The following is a 15,058-nucleotide window of genomic DNA, read 5'->3' as shown; positions in this document are numbered from 1 at the left end:
CCACCTGCCACGCCACGCCCCGAGCGCGCGACCGCCCCGCCCCACGCCCTCGTACCGCCCCCGCGGCCCGCCGGCCCGTCTGCGCCTTCCGCCCCACCCCGGTCAGACCGCGGCGACCGCCGCGTGTACGCCCACCCGCGTACGGGTGGCCACCAAGCGGCCCTCCTGCGGGTACGCATGCCACGTCCGCCAGCGCACCTGACCCTGCTGACACTGCGCCAGCAGCGCGGTGAAGGCGTGCGGCGAACCGGGGAACGTTCCGGCCAGCCCGTGCGGATGCTCGGCGACCAGCGCGAGCAACTCCTGCGCCCGGCCCGCGAACGAGCCGCGCGAGAGGGTCTCCACATGCGCGGCGAATTCGTATTCCCAGTCGCCCAGGCGCTTGGCCACACCGAGCGGCAGCGGGGTGCTGCTGCCCGGCATGCAGGCGACCGTCTCGGAGCACGTCCCGTGCTCTTCTTCGAGAAGCACTTGGTGAGAGGCGCCGAGGAGTCTCAACTGCACGTGTGCGCCGTGGAGTTGGAGGTCGAGTACGGCCAGGGCCGGCAGGGGTTCCCTGCCCAGCGCCCAGGCCAGGTCGGATGCGCGGGTATCGGTGTACGCCGTCTTCAGAGTGGTGAGCATGGGTCGGCTCCGCAAGCACGCAGTGGAATGGTGGGCCGGCCCGCCCGTGAAGGATCAGGAATGTACGTCTGCCTGCCGGCTCGTGCCCACGTGGGAATCGGAGAACGTGGGGGAATTCTCTAGGGAGAGGGAATCATGAAAGCCCACTCAGCCACAGCGTTTTTACCCATCTTCTCCGGGTTTCCATCCCCTAGAGGGCCAGGCAGTTCATCTGTTCAACGACACGCGGCCCGACGGGTTTCGGCCTCCCTGCCGGCCCCCTCCGGGCCGCATATGCACAAGGGCAAGAGCCCCCGTCATGTGTGCCGTTGAGCGGCCGCTCCGACCGGTTCCGCGAGCCGCCGCCCGGAGCTGCCGCGCGTCCGGTTCAGGAACCTCCGCCGCAGCCACCGCCGCCACCGCCACCCCCGCCGCAGCCGCCGCCCCCGCAGGAGGAGCCGCCGCCGCACGAGTGCCCGCCACCGTGGTGTCCGCCCCCGTGGTGGCCGCCGCCTCCGCACGAGGAACCACCGCCGCCGCCGGCCCACCAACTGCCCCCGCCGGCGGCACCGCGGTACCCGCGGCCCTTCCGCCCGCCGGTGCCGCTCCGCGAAGCCAGGGCCACCAGCCCGATCACCGCCGCGCAGATCACCAGGAATGCCACGATCCCCATCTGCCTCACACTCCTTTCGCTCCCCCGCAGCGTGGAGGTCCCTCCCACGCCCTTCAGGCAGTGGGGAGCATCGCTCCGTCCGGCACCCGGTGCGCCACCGGAGCGGGACCGCCGCTCCGGACCGGCACCCGGGGCGCCCTGCGGCACCGTCCCGTGCCGCCGGTCCGCCACCGTCGGCGGCCGTCACTGTCCTTGGTGCGGGGCTGATGCCCCGGCTCCGGAGTCTCAAAGCACAGTTGAGGAACTCCAGAGGTTCGGCGGAGGATGGCGCGCATGGACCGACCGCTGCTCAATCGTCGCCTCGCCGAATTCGGCACCACGATCTTCGCCGAGATGTCGGCGCTCGCCGTACGGACCGGCTCCCTCAACCTCGGTCAGGGCTTCCCCGACGCCGACGGGCCCGAGGAGGTCCGGGAGGCGGCGGTGCGCGCGCTGCGCGACGGCCGTGGGAACCAGTACCCGCCCGGCCCCGGCATCCCCGAACTGCGCGCCGCCGTCGCCGCCCACCAGGAGCGCTTCTACGGCCACCTCGGCCTCTCCTACGACCCCGAGACCGAGGTCCTGGTCACCGCCGGCGCCACCGAGGCCATCGCGGCCTCGCTGCTCGCCCTGCTCGAACCGGGCGACGAGGTCATCGCCCTGGAGCCGTACTACGACTCGTACGCCGCGTGCATCGCGATGGCGGGCGGCCGGCGGGTCCCGGTGACCCTGCGTCCGCACGCGGAGTCCGGCAGCTACCGCCTCGACCTCGACGAGCTGCGCGACGCGATCACCGAGAACACCCGCCTCATCCTGCTCAACACCCCGCACAACCCCACCGGCACCGTCCTCACCCACGAGGAGCTCTCCGCCATCGCCCGGCTGGCCGTGGAACGCGACCTCCTGGTCGTCACCGACGAGGTGTACGAACACCTGGTCTTCGAGGGCGGGCACCTGCCGCTCGCGTCCTTCCCCGGGATGCGCGAGCGCACCGTCACCATCAGCTCGGCCGGCAAGACCTTCTCCTTCACCGGCTGGAAGGTCGGCTGGATCACCGCACCGGCGGAACTGGTCGCCGCCGTCCGCTCGGCCAAGCAGTTCCTGACGTACGTCTCCGCCGGCCCCTTCCAGTACGCCGTCGCCGAGGCCCTCGCCCTCCCCGACAGCTACTTCACCGGCCTGCGGGACGATCTGCGCACCAAGCGCGACGTGCTGGCCGCCGGCCTCGCCGACGCCGGTTTCCAGGTCTTCCGCCCCACCGGCACGTACTTCATCACCACCGACATCCGGCCCCTCGGCGAGACCGACGGCTTCGCCTTCTGCCGGGCGCTGCCCGAGCGCGCCGGCGTCGTCGCCATCCCCAACGCGGTCTTCTACGACCACAAGGACGAGGGCGCCCCGTTCGTGCGCTTCGCCTTCTGCAAGAGCATCGAGGTCCTCCAGGAGGCGGCGGGCCGGCTGAAGGCCCTCGCGAGCGGCTAGCCGCCGGGCCCGGCACGACGGACGCGGGCCCGGGGAGCCTTCGCTCCTCGGGCCCGCGCAGCCGGGTGGGTGGGGACGTACGGGCGGTTACGCCTCGCCGTCGCCCGGCTTCTCGTCGGAGTCGCCTTCGATCTCGGCCTCCAGGCCGAGCTGCTCGACGACCCACTTGTCGAATTCGATCGACGCGCGAATCCAGCTGACCGTGCTCGACACGAAGTGTTCGAGCGAGACGCCGGTGCCGATCAGCATCGATGCCTCACCGATCAGACGGACCGTGCCGTCGTCATGGGTGTGGGTGTAGGCCTTGGGCCACAGCGTCCGGCGGTTCCAGTCGTCGATCGCCTCCAGCAGCTTCGACTTCTCATCGATGCCGTGGACACGGTCGTAGAACGTGCGGACGGAGAAGATCTGCTGCTCCTCCTCGCCCCGGAACATGAAGTACGTGCGGAACTGCTCCCACGGGGCGGCGAGGTCACCCTCCTCGTCGACTACGTACTTCAGCTCCATCTGGTCGAGGAGCTGCTTGACCAGGTCCTGGTCTGGCACGACGGGACCATCAGGCCCCGACGGCTCGGGTTCGGGCTGGCCCCCGAAATTCGGAATCGAGGACGGGTCGATGCTCACCGTGGAATTCCCTTCGTATGGTCACTGCCATCCTCCCCCACATCGGCCCCGTCGTGGCAACCCCGGCGGGACGCGCGGGTCAGGACGTGCCGCGACCGGGCACCTCCACCGACAGGCCGTCCCCGTCCACGTCCACCCGGACGGTGTCCCCGTCCAGGACCTCGCCGGCCAGGATGGCCCGGGCCAGCTGGTCGCCGATGGCCGTCTGGACCAGGCGGCGCAGCGGGCGGGCGCCGTAGGACATGTCGGGGGCCGGGGCGTCGATCACCGGTTCGTGGCCGAGCCAGGCGAGCCAGGCCAGGGCGCGGTCGGTGACGTCCAGGGTCAGCCGGCGGTCGCCGAGCCGCCGCTGGAGGTGGGCCAGCTGGATCCGGGCGATCCGCTGCAGCTCCTCGGCGCCCAGCGGGTGGAAGACCACCACGTCGTCGAGGCGGTTGAGGAACTCGGGGCGGAAGGACGCGCGGACCGTCTCCAGCACCTTCTCCTTCTTCTGCTCCTCCTTCATGAGCGGGTCCATGAGGTAGGCGGAGCCGAGGTTGGAGGTCAGGATGAGCAGCGTGTTGCGGAAGTCGACGGTGCGGCCCTGGCCGTCCGTGAGCCGGCCGTCGTCGAGGACCTGCAACAGGATGTCGAAGACCTCGGTGTGCGCCTTCTCCACCTCGTCGAGCAGGATCACGCTGTACGGCCGCCGGCGGACCGCCTCGGTGAGCTGGCCGCCCTCCTCGTAGCCGACGTAGCCGGGCGGCGCGCCGACGAGCCGGGCGACCGAGTGCTTCTCGCCGTACTCCGACATGTCGATGCGGACCATCGCCCGCTCGTCGTCGAAGAGGAAGTCCGCGAGCGCCTTGGCCAGCTCCGTCTTGCCGACACCGGTCGGGCCCAGGAAGAGGAACGAGCCGGTGGGCCGGTCCGGGTCGGCGATTCCGGCGCGGGTACGGCGCACCGCGTCCGACACCGACCGCACGGCCTCGGCCTGGCCGATCAGCCGCTTGCCGAGTTCCTCCTCCATCCGCAGCAGCTTCTGGGTCTCGCCCTCCAACAGGCGGCCGGCCGGGATGCCGGTCCAGGCACCGACCACGTCCGCGATGTCGTCCGGGCCGACCTCCTCCTTGACCATGGACTCCTTGGACGCCTCCTGCTCGGCCTCGGCGGCGGCCGCCGCCTCCAGCTCGTGCTCGACGTCCGGGATCTCGCCGTAGAGCAGCTTGGAGGCGGTGTCGAAGTCGCCGTCGCGCTGGGCCCGCTCGGCCTGGCCGCGCAGTTCGTCGAGCCGCTCCTTGAGCTCGCCGACGCGGTTGAGGCTCTGCTTCTCCTTCTCCCAGCGGGCGGTCAGACCGCGCAGCTCCTCCTCCTTGTCGGCGAGGTCCTTGCGCAGCTTCTCCAGGCGCTGGAGCGAACCGGCGTCGGTCTCGTTCTTGAGCGCCAGCTCCTCCATCTTGAGGCGGTCGACGGCGCGCTGGAGCTCGTCGATCTCCAGCGGGGAGGAGTCGATCTCCATGCGGAGCCGGGACGCGGCCTCGTCGACGAGGTCGATGGCCTTGTCTGGCAGGAAGCGGGAGGTGATGTAGCGGTCGGACAGGGTGGCCGCGGCGACCAGCGCGGAGTCCGCGATCTGGACCTTGTGGTGCGCCTCGTAGCGGCCCTTGAGCCCGCGCAGGATCGCCACCGTGTCCTCGACGGTCGGCTCGGCGACCAGCACCTGCTGGAAGCGCCGCTCCAGTGCCGGGTCCTTCTCGATCCGCTCGCGGTACTCGTCGAGGGTGGTCGCGCCGACCATCCGCAGCTCGCCGCGAGCCAGCATCGGCTTGAGCATGTTGCCCGCGTCCATGGACGAGTCGCCGCCGGCGCCCGCGCCGACGACCGTGTGCAGCTCGTCGATGAAGGTGATGATCCGGCCCTCGCTGGACTTGATCTCCGCCAGGACGGTCTTCAGCCGTTCCTCGAACTCACCGCGGTACTTGGCGCCCGCGACCATCGCACCCAGGTCCAGCGCGACCAGCCGCTTGTCGCGCAGCGACTCGGGCACGTCGCCCTTGACGATCCGCTGCGCCAGCCCCTCGACGACGGCGGTCTTGCCCACGCCCGGCTCGCCGATCAGCACCGGGTTGTTCTTCGTACGGCGCGACAGCACCTGCACCACACGGCGGATCTCGTGGTCCCGGCCGATCACCGGGTCGAGCTTGCCCTCCCGGGCCGCCGCGGTGAAGTCCGTACCGAACTTCTCCAGCGCCTTGTACGTGCCCTCCGGGTCGGGGTTGGTCACCCGCTGTCCGCCGCGGCTCGCCTCGAAGGCCGCCAGCAGCTTCTTCGCGGAGGCGCCCTGCCGGTCCAGCAGCTCACCGGTGCGGCCGCCCTTGGCGGCGATCCCGATCAGCAGGTGCTCGGTGGAGACGTAGGCGTCGTCCAGCTCCTTGGCACGCTGCGTGGCGTCCGCGATGGCGGACAGCAGCTCGCGGTCGGGCTGCGGCGGGGCGACGGTCGAACCCTGCACGCTGGGCAGCGCGGCGAGCTGGCGCTCGGCGCCGCTGCGCAGCGCGGCGGCGTCCGCCTCGACCGCGGCCAGCAGGTCCATGATGTTCTCGTTGTCCTGCCCGGCCAGCAGCGCGAGCAGCAGGTGGGCGGACGTCATGTCCGCGTGCCCGGCGGTGACCGCCCGCTCATTGGCGGCGCTCAGCGCCTCCCGGCTCTTGTTCGTCAGCTCGGCGTCCACGGTCCTCGCGATCCTCCTCGTACTCGTGCTCGTAGCCCGTACCGCACAGGTGCCCCGAGCCAATCCTGCTCATGCCGTCGTGCGATAAGTTGAGTCTAGTCCACTCAAGGCGGCTCTTGCGGGTGAACGGCCCCGAACTCGCCTTCGCCTGCGGCGAAACCCGGCAACACTGGCCTCCGACCACGAGGAGGTGCAGCAAGACGGCTATGGCACACGAGCCCATGTCCACGCAGGACGACACCCTCCTGGAGGGCTTCCTGGCCCTGGAAACGCCGCACGGCTTCCGGGCCGAGCTCATCGAGGGGGAGATCGCTGTGACACCGCCGCCGGACGGCGACCACGAGGACTACCTGAGCCTTGTCTTCGAGCAGGTGCTCAGCCAGTCTGCAACCGCCATGCAGATCTCGGGCCACAAAGGACTTCTCCTCCCCGCCGGGGAGGGCAAGCCCCCCAACCACGTGATCCCCGACGCCACCCTCGCCCCCCGCGCCCTGCGCCTCTTCCGGGGCGCCCCCTCCTGGATGCCCGGTGACGGCGTCGCCATGGTCGTCGAGGTGACGTCGACCAATCCCCGCACGGACCGCAAGGACAAGCGGCACGGCTACGCCCGTGCCGGCATCCCCCTCTACCTCCTCGTCGACGGCGACAAGTCCGCCCTCACCCTGTTCAGCGAGCCGGAGAACGGGGACTACAGCGGGTCCCACACCCAGCCGTTCGGCAAGCCCGTCCCCCTCCCCGCGCCCTTCTCCTTCGACCTCGACACCGGCGACTTCCGCTGACCGCCGGGCCCCGCCCCCGGGGCCCCGATTACGCTGGCGGCCATGGCCCACGACCTCAGCGCCCTCAGCCCGGAGTACCTCGCTTTCTGGGGCGAGTACCTGATGCCGACGCTCACCACGCTGCGCAGGGACGGGACGCCGCACGTCGTGCCGGTGGGTGTCACCTACGACGCCGGGCAGCGGATCGCGCGGATCATCACCCGCAAGGACAGCACCAAGGTCAAGAACATCCTCGCCGCCGGCGCGGACGGCGCCACCGTGGCCGTGTGCCAGGTCGACAAGGGCCGCTGGGCGACGCTGGAGGGCATCGCGCGGGTGCGTACGGACGCCGAGACGGTGGCCGACGCGGTGAACCGCTACGCCGAGCGGTACGGGCGGATGCCGTCCCCCAACCCCGATCGGGTCATGATCGAGATCGCCGTGACCAAGGCGATGGGGCGGGCCTAGGATCCCTGGACCCCAAGAGGTCCAGACCTGTCCGAAATCGGATCGTCCGCCTCCGGGAAAACCCCTCCACCTGGTACTCAGGTACGAACAGGACATGAACAACTCCGCGCGATGACGGACGACTTCGGCCTGTTCTGCGCAGAAGACAGCAGCTGGAGGCCGCATGGGGTCGGCATTGGGCAACGCGACGACCGCGCCACGCCGTCCGCGCCGCACCCGCCGGCGCCCGCACGCCGAGCTCTGCCCGCGCTGCGGCGGCCAACTCGCCGTCAACCAGGACGGCTGGAAGATCTGCCACGCCTGCGGATACGCCTCGCCGCCCGGCACAGCCCCTCCACCGCGGGCCGCACTCGGGGGTATCGTCGCCCCCACAGTCGCCACGCCCCGGAGGGCACGATGAACTCGGTCCGAGTCACGGCGATCGCCTGCCTGATGCCGCTGTCCGAGCTGGACGAGGATCCGTTCCTGGTCGACGACCGCAGCCAGCACGACATGTGCAATCAGTGGGCGGCGGCCCGTGACTACCACCTGACCTGCCGGCTCAGCCTGCATCAGCTGCGCGCCGACCACAGCGCGCTGTGGCGCGATGTGGAAGAGGGCCTGGTGGATGTGTTCGTGACGCCCAACCGCCGGGCGCTGGAGAACGCCATCGACGGGGCCGACGAGTTCACCGAGCGGTGCGCGGCGGCCGGCGTCCGGCTGGAGACCGCCGACCTCGACGAGCCGGTCTACACGCTCGCGATGAAGTCCCAGGTGCACCGGCGGCTGTCGATGCCCACGGCCGGCTACAACGGCTGCTGAGGCCCGTACGCAGGACGAAGGGCCGGGGTGCGCCACCCCGGCCCTTCGTCCTTCGCGCAGCTGGCGTGCGGCACGCGCTACTCGGAACGCGTGGGCCGCCACACCACCAGCGCACTGGTCTGCTGGACGTCCTGATACGGCACCAGGTCGCGCCGGTAGGAAGCGTGCACCGCCGCCTCCCGCTGCCGCATCGCGCTGGCCGCGCCCTCCAGGGCGCCCTGGAGTTCGGCGACCCGCTGCTGCAGGGCCGCGACCTGGTTCTCCAGCTCGATGATGCGCTTGATGCCGGCGAGGTTGATGCCCTCGTCCTGGGACAACTGCTGCACGGTACGCAGCAGTTCGATGTCCCGGGCGGAGTAGCGGCGGCCCCGCCCCGGCGTACGGTCCGGCGAGACCAGGCCCAGCCGGTCGTACTGCCGCAGGGTCTGCGGATGCAGGCCGGAGAGCTGGGCCGCGACGGAGATGACGTACACCGGCGACTCATCGGTCAGTTCATACGGGTTACGACGCTGCCCGCCCCGGCTGTCCATCTCATGCTCCCTTCGCGGCCTGGAACAGCTCCGCCCGCGGGTCCGCTCCCGCGGTCGCGTCGCGATAGGACTCCAACGCTTCCTTCGCCTCGTCGCCGAGCTCGTCGGGAACGACCACCTCTATGGTGACCAGCAGATCACCACGGGTGCCGTCCTTGCGGGCCGCGCCCTTGCCCCGGGCCCGCATGGTGCGCCCGTTGGGGGTACCGGCCGGCAGCTTCAGGGTCACCGGCGGACCGCCCAGCGTGGGCACCTTCACCTCGCCGCCGAGCGCGGCCTCCGGGAAGGTGACCGGCACGGTGACGGTGAGGTTGTCGCCCTTCCGGCCGAACACCGGGTGGGCGCCGACGTGCACGACGACGTACAGATCACCGGCCGGGCCGCCCTGCTCGCCCGGAGCGCCCTTGCCGCGCAGCCGGATGCGCTGCCCGTCGGAGACGCCCGCGGGGATGCGGACCTGCATCGTGCGCGCACTGGTCGCGCGCCCGCTGCCCTTGCAGACGTCGCAGGGGTCCTGGGCGATCAGACCCCGGCCCTTGCAGTCCGCGCAGGGATCGGTCAGCGAGAACCCGCCGCCCGCGCCCCGGCTGACCTGACCGGTGCCGACGCAGGTCGGGCAGACCCGCGGCGTACCGTTCTTGTCGCCGGTGCCGGAACACGACTTGCACGGCGCCTGGCTGGACATCCGCAGCGGGACCGTGGCCCCGTCGACCGCCTCGGTGAAGCTCAGCGTCACCTCGGACTCGATGTCCTGGCCGCGGCGCGGCTGGGTACGCGTGCCGGCGCCACCGCGGTTGAACAGGCCCCCGAAGACGTCCCCGAGACCGCCGCCGAAGCCGCCGGCTCCGCCCGCGCCGCCCGAACCGCCCGCGCCACCCCCGAAGAGGTCGCCCAGGTCGAAGTTGAACGAGCCGCCGCCCCCGCCGGGGCCGGGACGGAAGCCGCCGTTGCCGAACAGGGCCCGCGCCTCGTCGTACTCCTTGCGGCGCTTGGCATCACCCAGGACGTCGTTGGCCTCGGAGATCTCCTTGAAGCGCTCCTCGGCCTTGGTGTCGCCCTTGTTGGCGTCCGGGTGGTTCTCCCGGGCCAGCTTGCGGTACGCCTTCTTGATCTCCGCTTCGGTGGCGTCCTTGGGGACGCCGAGGACCTTGTAGTAGTCCTTCTCCACGAAGTCCTTGGTGCTCATCCCCGACGTCCCTCCTTCCGCACCGTTTTCCTGTTCTTCCGCACGTCAGCCCTCGTCCGGGCCACCGCTCTCCTCGTCCGCAGCCGTGGCGCCCTTGGCGTCGTCCTCGGATCCCGACTTGGCGCCCTGCGCGCCCGGCTGCGGCTCGGCGACGGCGACCCGCGCGGGGCGGATCGTTCGCTCACCGATGCGATACCCGGGCTGAAGGATCGCAACGCACGTCGTCTCGGTGACATCCGGCGCGTACGAGTGCATCAGCGCTTCGTGGATCGTCGGGTCGAAGGGCTCGCCCTCCTTGCCGAACTGCTGCAGACCGAGCTTGGCGACCACGGTCTCCAGCGATTCGGCCACCGACTTGAAGCCGCCGACCAACTCGCCGTGCTCCCGCGCCCGGCCCACGTCGTCGAGCACGGGAAGGAGCTCGGACAGGAGGTTCGCCGCGGCGATCTCCTTGACCGTGATCCGGTCCCGCTCCACCCGACGGCGGTAGTTCTGGTACTCCGCCTGGAGCCGCTGGAGGTCACCGGTGCGCTCGTTGAGCGCCGAGCGTGCCTGGTCCAGCTGCGCCTGGAGTGCTACGTCCTGTACGTCCCCGGCCGGGGCCGAGCCCGCCTTGTCGGCGGACTCGGCCTGCGCCGCGTCTTCAGGGGCGGCGTCGGAGGGGACGTCAGGCTTCTCGTCGAAGCCCGGGGTCTCCTCCGTCACGCGGCACCGTCCTTCTTGGGCTTCTCGTCGTCGACGATCTCGGCGTCGACGACGTCGTCGGCGGCCTCCGACTGGGCCTGGTCACCGGGGGCAGCGCCCTCGGCGCCGCCCGCGGCCTGGGCGTCGGCGTACATGGCCTGGCCCAGCTTCTGCGAGACGGCCGCGACCTTCTCGGTGGCGGTGCGGATCTCCGCGGTGTCCTCGCCCTTGAGCTTCTCCTTCAGCTCGGCGACGGCGGTCTCGACCTCGGTCTTGACCTCACCGGGGACCTTTTCCTCGTTGTCCTTGAGGAACTTCTCGGTCTGGTAGACCAGCTGCTCGCCCTGGTTGCGGGTCTCGGCGGCCTCGCGGCGCTTGTGGTCCTCGTCCGCGTAGCGCTCGGCCTCCTCACGCATGCGGTCGACCTCGTCCTTCGGCAGCGAGGAGCCGCCGGTGACGGTCATCTTCTGCTCCTTGCCCGTGCCCAGGTCCTTCGCGGTCACGTGCATGATGCCGTTGGCGTCGATGTCGAAGGAGACCTCGATCTGCGGGACGCCGCGGGGCGCCGGCGGCAGACCGGTCAGCTCGAACATCCCGAGCTTCTTGTTGTACGCCGCGATCTCGCGCTCGCCCTGGTAGACCTGGATCTGCACGGACGGCTGGTTGTCCTCGGCCGTCGTGAAGATCTCGGAGCGCTTGGTCGGGATCGTGGTGTTGCGCTCGATGAGCTTGGTCATGATGCCGCCCTTGGTCTCGATGCCGAGGGACAGCGGGGTGACGTCCAGCAGGAGGACGTCCTTGACCTCACCCTTGAGGACACCGGCCTGCAGGGTGGCGCCGATGGCGACGACCTCGTCCGGGTTGACGCCCTTGTTGGCGTCCTTGCCGCCGGTCAGCTCCTTGACGAGCTCGGCGACGGCCGGCATACGGGTCGAGCCGCCGACCAGGACCACGTGGTCGATCTCGGACAGCTGGATGCCGGCGTCCTTGATGACGTTGTGGAACGGGGTCTTGCAGCGCTCCAGGAGATCCGCGGTGAGCTGCTGGAACTGCGAGCGCGTGAGCTTCTCGTCCAGGTGCAGCGGGCCCTCGGCGGAGGCGGTGATGTAGGGAAGGTTGATCGTCGTCTCGGTGGAGGACGACAGCTCGATCTTCGCCTTCTCGGCGGCCTCGCGCAGACGCTGCAGCGCCATCTTGTCCTTGGCCAGGTCGACGCCGTGGCCGTTCTGGAACTGCTTGACCAGGTAGTCGACGACGCGCTGGTCCCAGTCGTCACCACCGAGGTGGTTGTCACCGTTGGTGGCCTTCACCTCGACGACGCCGTCGCCGATCTCCAGCAGCGAGACGTCGAAGGTGCCGCCACCGAGGTCGAAGACCAGAATGGTCTGGTCGTCCTTCTCCAGGCCGTAGGCCAGGGCGGCCGCGGTGGGCTCGTTGACGATGCGCAGGACGTTGAGGCCCGCGATCTCACCGGCCTCCTTGGTGGCCTGGCGCTCGGAGTCGTTGAAGTAGGCCGGAACGGTGATGACCGCGTCGACGACCTTCTCGCCCAGGTACGCCTCGGCGTCCCGCTTGAGCTTCTGCAGGATGAAGGCGCTCATCTGCTGCGGGTTGAAGCCCTTGCCGTCGATGTCGATCTTCCAGTCGGTGCCCATGTGGCGCTTGACCGACCGGATGGTCCTGTCGACGTTGGTGACCGCCTGGCGCTTCGCGACCTCGCCGACCAGCACCTCGCCGTTCTTGGCGAAGGCGACAACGGACGGCGTGGTCCTGGCGCCCTCGGCGTTGGTGATGACGGTGGGCTCACCGCCTTCGAGAACACTGACGACGGAGTTCGTCGTGCCCAGGTCGATGCCGACCGCACGTGCCATTTCAATTCCTCCAGCTGACTTGAGTGGAACAGGCTCAAGAGTGCAGCACCCGGGAAATCCTGTCAACAGACCTGAGTCGTGTCCACTCAACTTTTATGTCGCCCTTATCGTCACCCAGCCGCAACGAAGACGTGCCCGCCCCGCGCAGGGTTGCCTGCGCGACACAGATCACCGGCCGGGCGGCTTCATGGGGCCGGGGAGAATGGGTAACCTCAGCCGCAGACCAAAAAAGTTACTGCTTAGTAGTTCCGCTGAGTCCGCTCAGCTTTCTCCGTTCTTCCGCTCGCGCAGGTTCGAGGAGCCCCCAATGCAACTCGCCGCGATCATCGTGTCGCTGGTCCTAATCGCGGTCGGCGTCGCGCTGTTCGGCCGTGCCATCCTGCAGATCTACCGTTCCGTGCGGCTCGGCCAGCCGGTACCCGCCGGCACCCGGACCGACAATCCCGGCCGACGCACGGTCACGGTGGTCAAGGAGTTCCTCGGCCACACCAGGATGAACCGCTGGGGCGTCGTCGGCGTCGCGCACTGGTTCGTGGCGGTGGGCTTCTTCTCGCTGCTGCTGACGATCGTCAACGCCATCGGCCAGCTCTTCCAGGCCGACTGGCTGATCCCGATCATCGGCGACTGGACGCCGTACAACGTCTTCGTCGAGTTCATCGGTCTGATGACGACGCTGGGCATCGTGACCCTGATCGTCATCCGCCAGCTGAGCAAGCCCGGCAAGGCCGGCCGCAAGTCCCGCTTCACCGGCTCCAACTTCGGCCAGGCGTACTTCGTCGAGGCCGTCATCCTCATCGTCGGCATCTGCATCGTGACGCTGCACGCCCTGGAGGGCGCCCAGCACCACGTCGAGGGCTACGAGGCGTCGTTCTTCGCCTCGTACCCGCTGGTCGCGGCCTTCAAGGGGCTGAGCCTCGGCACCCTCCAGTTCCTGACCTACCTCTTCGCGCTGATCAAGATCGCGACGTCCTTCATCTGGATGATCACGGTCGCGCTGAAGACGGACATGGGCGTCGCCTGGCACCGCTTCCTGGCCTTCCCCAACATCTGGTTCAAGCGCGAGTCGGACGGCGACGTGGCGCTCGGCGCGCTGCAGCCGATGACCTCCGCGGGCAAGCCGATCGACTTCGAGGACCCGGGCGAGGACGACCAGTTCGGCGTCTCGCAGATCGAGCACTTCTCCTGGAAGGGCCTGCTCGACTTCTCCACCTGCACCGAGTGCGGCCGCTGTCAGTCGCAGTGCCCCGCCTGGAACACCGGCAAGCCGCTCTCCCCGAAGCTGATGATCATGGCGCTGCGCGACCACGCGCACGCCAAGGCCCCGTACCTGCTCGCCGGCGGCGGCAAGTCGATGGAGGGCGAGGAGCAGGCGACCGAGGAGCAGCTGGCGGGCGTCCCGGCGTCCGCGCTCGCCGAGGCCGAGCGCCCGCTGATCGGCACGCTGGAGGAGAACGGCGTCATCGACCCCGACGTCCTGTGGTCCTGCACCACCTGCGGCGCCTGCGTCGAGCAGTGCCCGGTCGACATCGAGCACATCGACCACATCGTCGACATGCGCCGCTACCAGGTCATGATCGAGTCCTCGTTCCCGTCCGAGGCGGGCACGATGCTCAAGAACCTGGAGAAGAAGGGCAACCCCTGGGGCCTGGCCAAGAAGCAGCGGCTCGCCTGGACCAAGGAGGTCGACTTCGAGATCCCGGTCGTCGGCAAGGACGTCGAGGACCTCACCGAGGTCGACTACCTCTACTGGGTCGGCTGCGCCGGCGCCCTGGAGGACCGCGCCAAGAAGACCACCAAGGCGTTCGCCGAGCTGCTGCACATCGCCGGCGTCAAGTTCGCGATCATGGGTGGCGACGAGGCGTGCACCGGTGACTCGGCCCGCCGGCTGGGCAACGAGTTCCTCTTCCAGCAGCTCGGCCAGCAGAACGTCGAGATGCTGAACATGGCCTTCGGCGAGGACGGCGAGGACGAGTCCACCAAGAAGCCCAAGGCCAAGAAGAAGATCGTCGCGACCTGCCCGCACTGCTTCAACACCATCGCGAACGAGTACCCGCAGCTGGGCGGCGAGTACGAGGTCATCCACCACACCCAGCTGCTGCAGCACCTGATCGACGAGGGCAAGCTGATCCCCGTCACCCCGGTCGAGGGTCTGATCACGTACCACGACCCCTGCTACCTGGGCCGCCACAACAAGGTCTACACGCCGCCGCGCGAGATCATCGCCAAGGTGCCGGGCCTGCGGAACGAGGAGATGCACCGCCACAAGGAGCGCGGCTTCTGCTGTGGCGCCGGCGGTGCCCGGATGTGGATGGAAGAGCGCATCGGCAAGCGCATCAACAACGAGCGCGTCGACGAGGCCCTCTCCCTCAACCCCGACATCGTCTCCACGGCCTGTCCCTTCTGCCTCGTCATGCTGACCGACTCGGTCAACGGCAAGAAGAACGACGGCAAGGCGAAGGAGTCCGTCCAGGTCGTCGACGTGGCCCAGCTGCTGCTGGACTCCGTCAAGACCCCCGCCGACCCGGCCGACGACGAGGAGTCCGAGGACGCCCCGGAACCCGAGCCGGTGAAGTGAGCGGTGCAGTGAGCCGCTGAAACAGCCGCCTCCGCAAGGGCGTTGCGCGACGGCCGGTCCCCTGCCGCAGGGGGCCGGCCGTCGCCGTTCCCGCCCCGGCCGGCAAGGCCCCGC

At 69.8% G+C, this 15,058-nt stretch carries 12 protein-coding genes; 5 read left to right on the top strand and 7 right to left on the bottom strand.

Going from position 1 to position 15,058, the window contains the following annotated elements:
* Nucleotides 1-102: 102 nt before the first annotated feature.
* The gene (locus SL103_RS01050; RefSeq protein ID WP_069566902.1) at nt 103-624 is read right to left on the bottom strand and encodes a DUF2617 family protein; all 522 of its coding nucleotides are present in this window, start codon (nt 622-624) and stop codon (nt 103-105) included.
* Between the two features lie 925 nt (nt 625-1,549).
* On the opposite strand from SL103_RS01050, the gene SL103_RS01040 reads away from it, so the two are divergent.
* Nucleotides 1,550-2,737: a pyridoxal phosphate-dependent aminotransferase gene (locus SL103_RS01040; RefSeq protein ID WP_069573244.1), complete on the top strand. Its 1,188-nt coding sequence runs from the start codon at nt 1,550-1,552 to the stop codon at nt 2,735-2,737.
* An 87-nt stretch (nt 2,738-2,824) separates the two neighbouring features.
* On the opposite strand, the gene SL103_RS01035 is transcribed toward SL103_RS01040, so the two are convergent.
* Both SL103_RS01035 and clpB read right to left on the bottom strand, forming a co-directional pair.
* On the bottom strand, nt 2,825-3,361 hold the full coding sequence (locus SL103_RS01035) for a YbjN domain-containing protein (protein ID WP_069566900.1): 537 nt from the start codon (nt 3,359-3,361) through the stop codon (nt 2,825-2,827).
* A gap of 79 nt (nt 3,362-3,440) precedes the next feature.
* The gene (gene clpB, locus SL103_RS01030; RefSeq protein WP_069566899.1) at nt 3,441-6,071 is read right to left on the bottom strand and encodes an ATP-dependent chaperone ClpB; all 2,631 of its coding nucleotides are present in this window, start codon (nt 6,069-6,071) and stop codon (nt 3,441-3,443) included.
* 206 nt (nt 6,072-6,277) lie between these two features.
* Here clpB and SL103_RS01025 point away from each other — a divergent pair, with 206 nt between their 5' ends.
* From SL103_RS01025 to SL103_RS01015, 3 genes are all read left to right on the top strand, one after another.
* Entirely contained in the window at nt 6,278-6,850 is a 573-nt protein-coding gene (locus SL103_RS01025; RefSeq protein ID WP_069566898.1) for a Uma2 family endonuclease, read from the top strand.
* A gap of 42 nt (nt 6,851-6,892) precedes the next feature.
* Nucleotides 6,893-7,297: a pyridoxamine 5'-phosphate oxidase family protein gene (locus SL103_RS01020; RefSeq protein ID WP_069566897.1), complete on the top strand. Its 405-nt coding sequence runs from the start codon at nt 6,893-6,895 to the stop codon at nt 7,295-7,297.
* A 396-nt stretch (nt 7,298-7,693) separates the two neighbouring features.
* Nucleotides 7,694-8,098: a hypothetical protein gene (locus SL103_RS01015; RefSeq protein ID WP_069566896.1), complete on the top strand. Its 405-nt coding sequence runs from the start codon at nt 7,694-7,696 to the stop codon at nt 8,096-8,098.
* Nucleotides 8,099-8,175: 77 nt separating this feature from the next.
* Here SL103_RS01015 and SL103_RS01010 read toward each other — a convergent pair whose 3' ends face one another.
* The 4 genes from SL103_RS01010 to dnaK are packed head-to-tail and all read right to left on the bottom strand — an operon-like array spanning nt 8,176 to nt 12,369.
* Nucleotides 8,176-8,628 carry a heat shock protein transcriptional repressor HspR gene (locus SL103_RS01010; protein ID WP_033268040.1) on the bottom strand — a complete coding sequence of 151 codons (453 nt, stop codon included), beginning with the start codon at nt 8,626-8,628 and terminating at the stop codon, nt 8,176-8,178.
* Between the two features lies 1 nt (nt 8,629).
* Nucleotides 8,630-9,814, bottom strand: a complete 1,185-nt coding sequence (dnaJ, locus tag SL103_RS01005) for a molecular chaperone DnaJ (RefSeq protein ID WP_069566895.1) — start codon at nt 9,812-9,814, stop codon at nt 8,630-8,632.
* Between the two features lie 45 nt (nt 9,815-9,859).
* On the bottom strand, nt 9,860-10,519 hold the full coding sequence (gene grpE / locus SL103_RS01000; protein WP_069566894.1) for a nucleotide exchange factor GrpE: 660 nt from the start codon (nt 10,517-10,519) through the stop codon (nt 9,860-9,862).
* Nucleotides 10,516-12,369 carry a molecular chaperone DnaK gene (dnaK, locus tag SL103_RS00995; protein WP_069566893.1) on the bottom strand — a complete coding sequence of 618 codons (1,854 nt, stop codon included), beginning with the start codon at nt 12,367-12,369 and terminating at the stop codon, nt 10,516-10,518. Before dnaK ends, grpE begins: the two co-directional genes overlap by 4 nt.
* Nucleotides 12,370-12,676: 307 nt before the next feature.
* On the opposite strand from dnaK, the gene SL103_RS00990 reads away from it, so the two are divergent.
* A complete protein-coding gene (locus tag SL103_RS00990) occupies nt 12,677-14,944 on the top strand; it encodes a (Fe-S)-binding protein (RefSeq protein WP_069566892.1) in 2,268 nt (755 codons plus the stop codon).
* Nucleotides 14,945-15,058 lie beyond the last annotated feature (114 nt).

The organism is Streptomyces lydicus, assembly GCF_001729485.1.
GTDB classification, from domain to species: domain Bacteria; phylum Actinomycetota; class Actinomycetes; order Streptomycetales; family Streptomycetaceae; genus Streptomyces; species Streptomyces lydicus_D.
Note: the sequence above shows the minus strand (reverse complement) of the source record. Positions and strands in the feature narration are given on the sequence as shown.

Excerpts from the sequence above, each read along its gene's own strand:
- SL103_RS01050 (WP_069566902.1), bottom strand. The coding sequence starts at position 624 with ATGCTCACCACTCTGAAGACGGCGTACACCGATACCCGCGCATCCGAC.
- SL103_RS01040 (WP_069573244.1), top strand. The coding sequence starts at position 1,550 with ATGGACCGACCGCTGCTCAATCGTCGCCTCGCCGAATTCGGCACCACG.
- SL103_RS01025 (WP_069566898.1), top strand. The coding sequence starts at position 6,278 with ATGGCACACGAGCCCATGTCCACGCAGGACGACACCCTCCTGGAGGGC.
- SL103_RS01020 (WP_069566897.1), top strand. The coding sequence starts at position 6,893 with ATGGCCCACGACCTCAGCGCCCTCAGCCCGGAGTACCTCGCTTTCTGG.
- SL103_RS01015 (WP_069566896.1), top strand. The coding sequence starts at position 7,694 with ATGAACTCGGTCCGAGTCACGGCGATCGCCTGCCTGATGCCGCTGTCC.
- SL103_RS01010 (WP_033268040.1), bottom strand. The coding sequence starts at position 8,628 with ATGGACAGCCGGGGCGGGCAGCGTCGTAACCCGTATGAACTGACCGAT.
- dnaJ (WP_069566895.1), bottom strand. The coding sequence starts at position 9,814 with ATGAGCACCAAGGACTTCGTGGAGAAGGACTACTACAAGGTCCTCGGC.
- dnaK (WP_069566893.1), bottom strand. The coding sequence starts at position 12,369 with ATGGCACGTGCGGTCGGCATCGACCTGGGCACGACGAACTCCGTCGTC.
- SL103_RS00990 (WP_069566892.1), top strand. The coding sequence starts at position 12,677 with ATGCAACTCGCCGCGATCATCGTGTCGCTGGTCCTAATCGCGGTCGGC.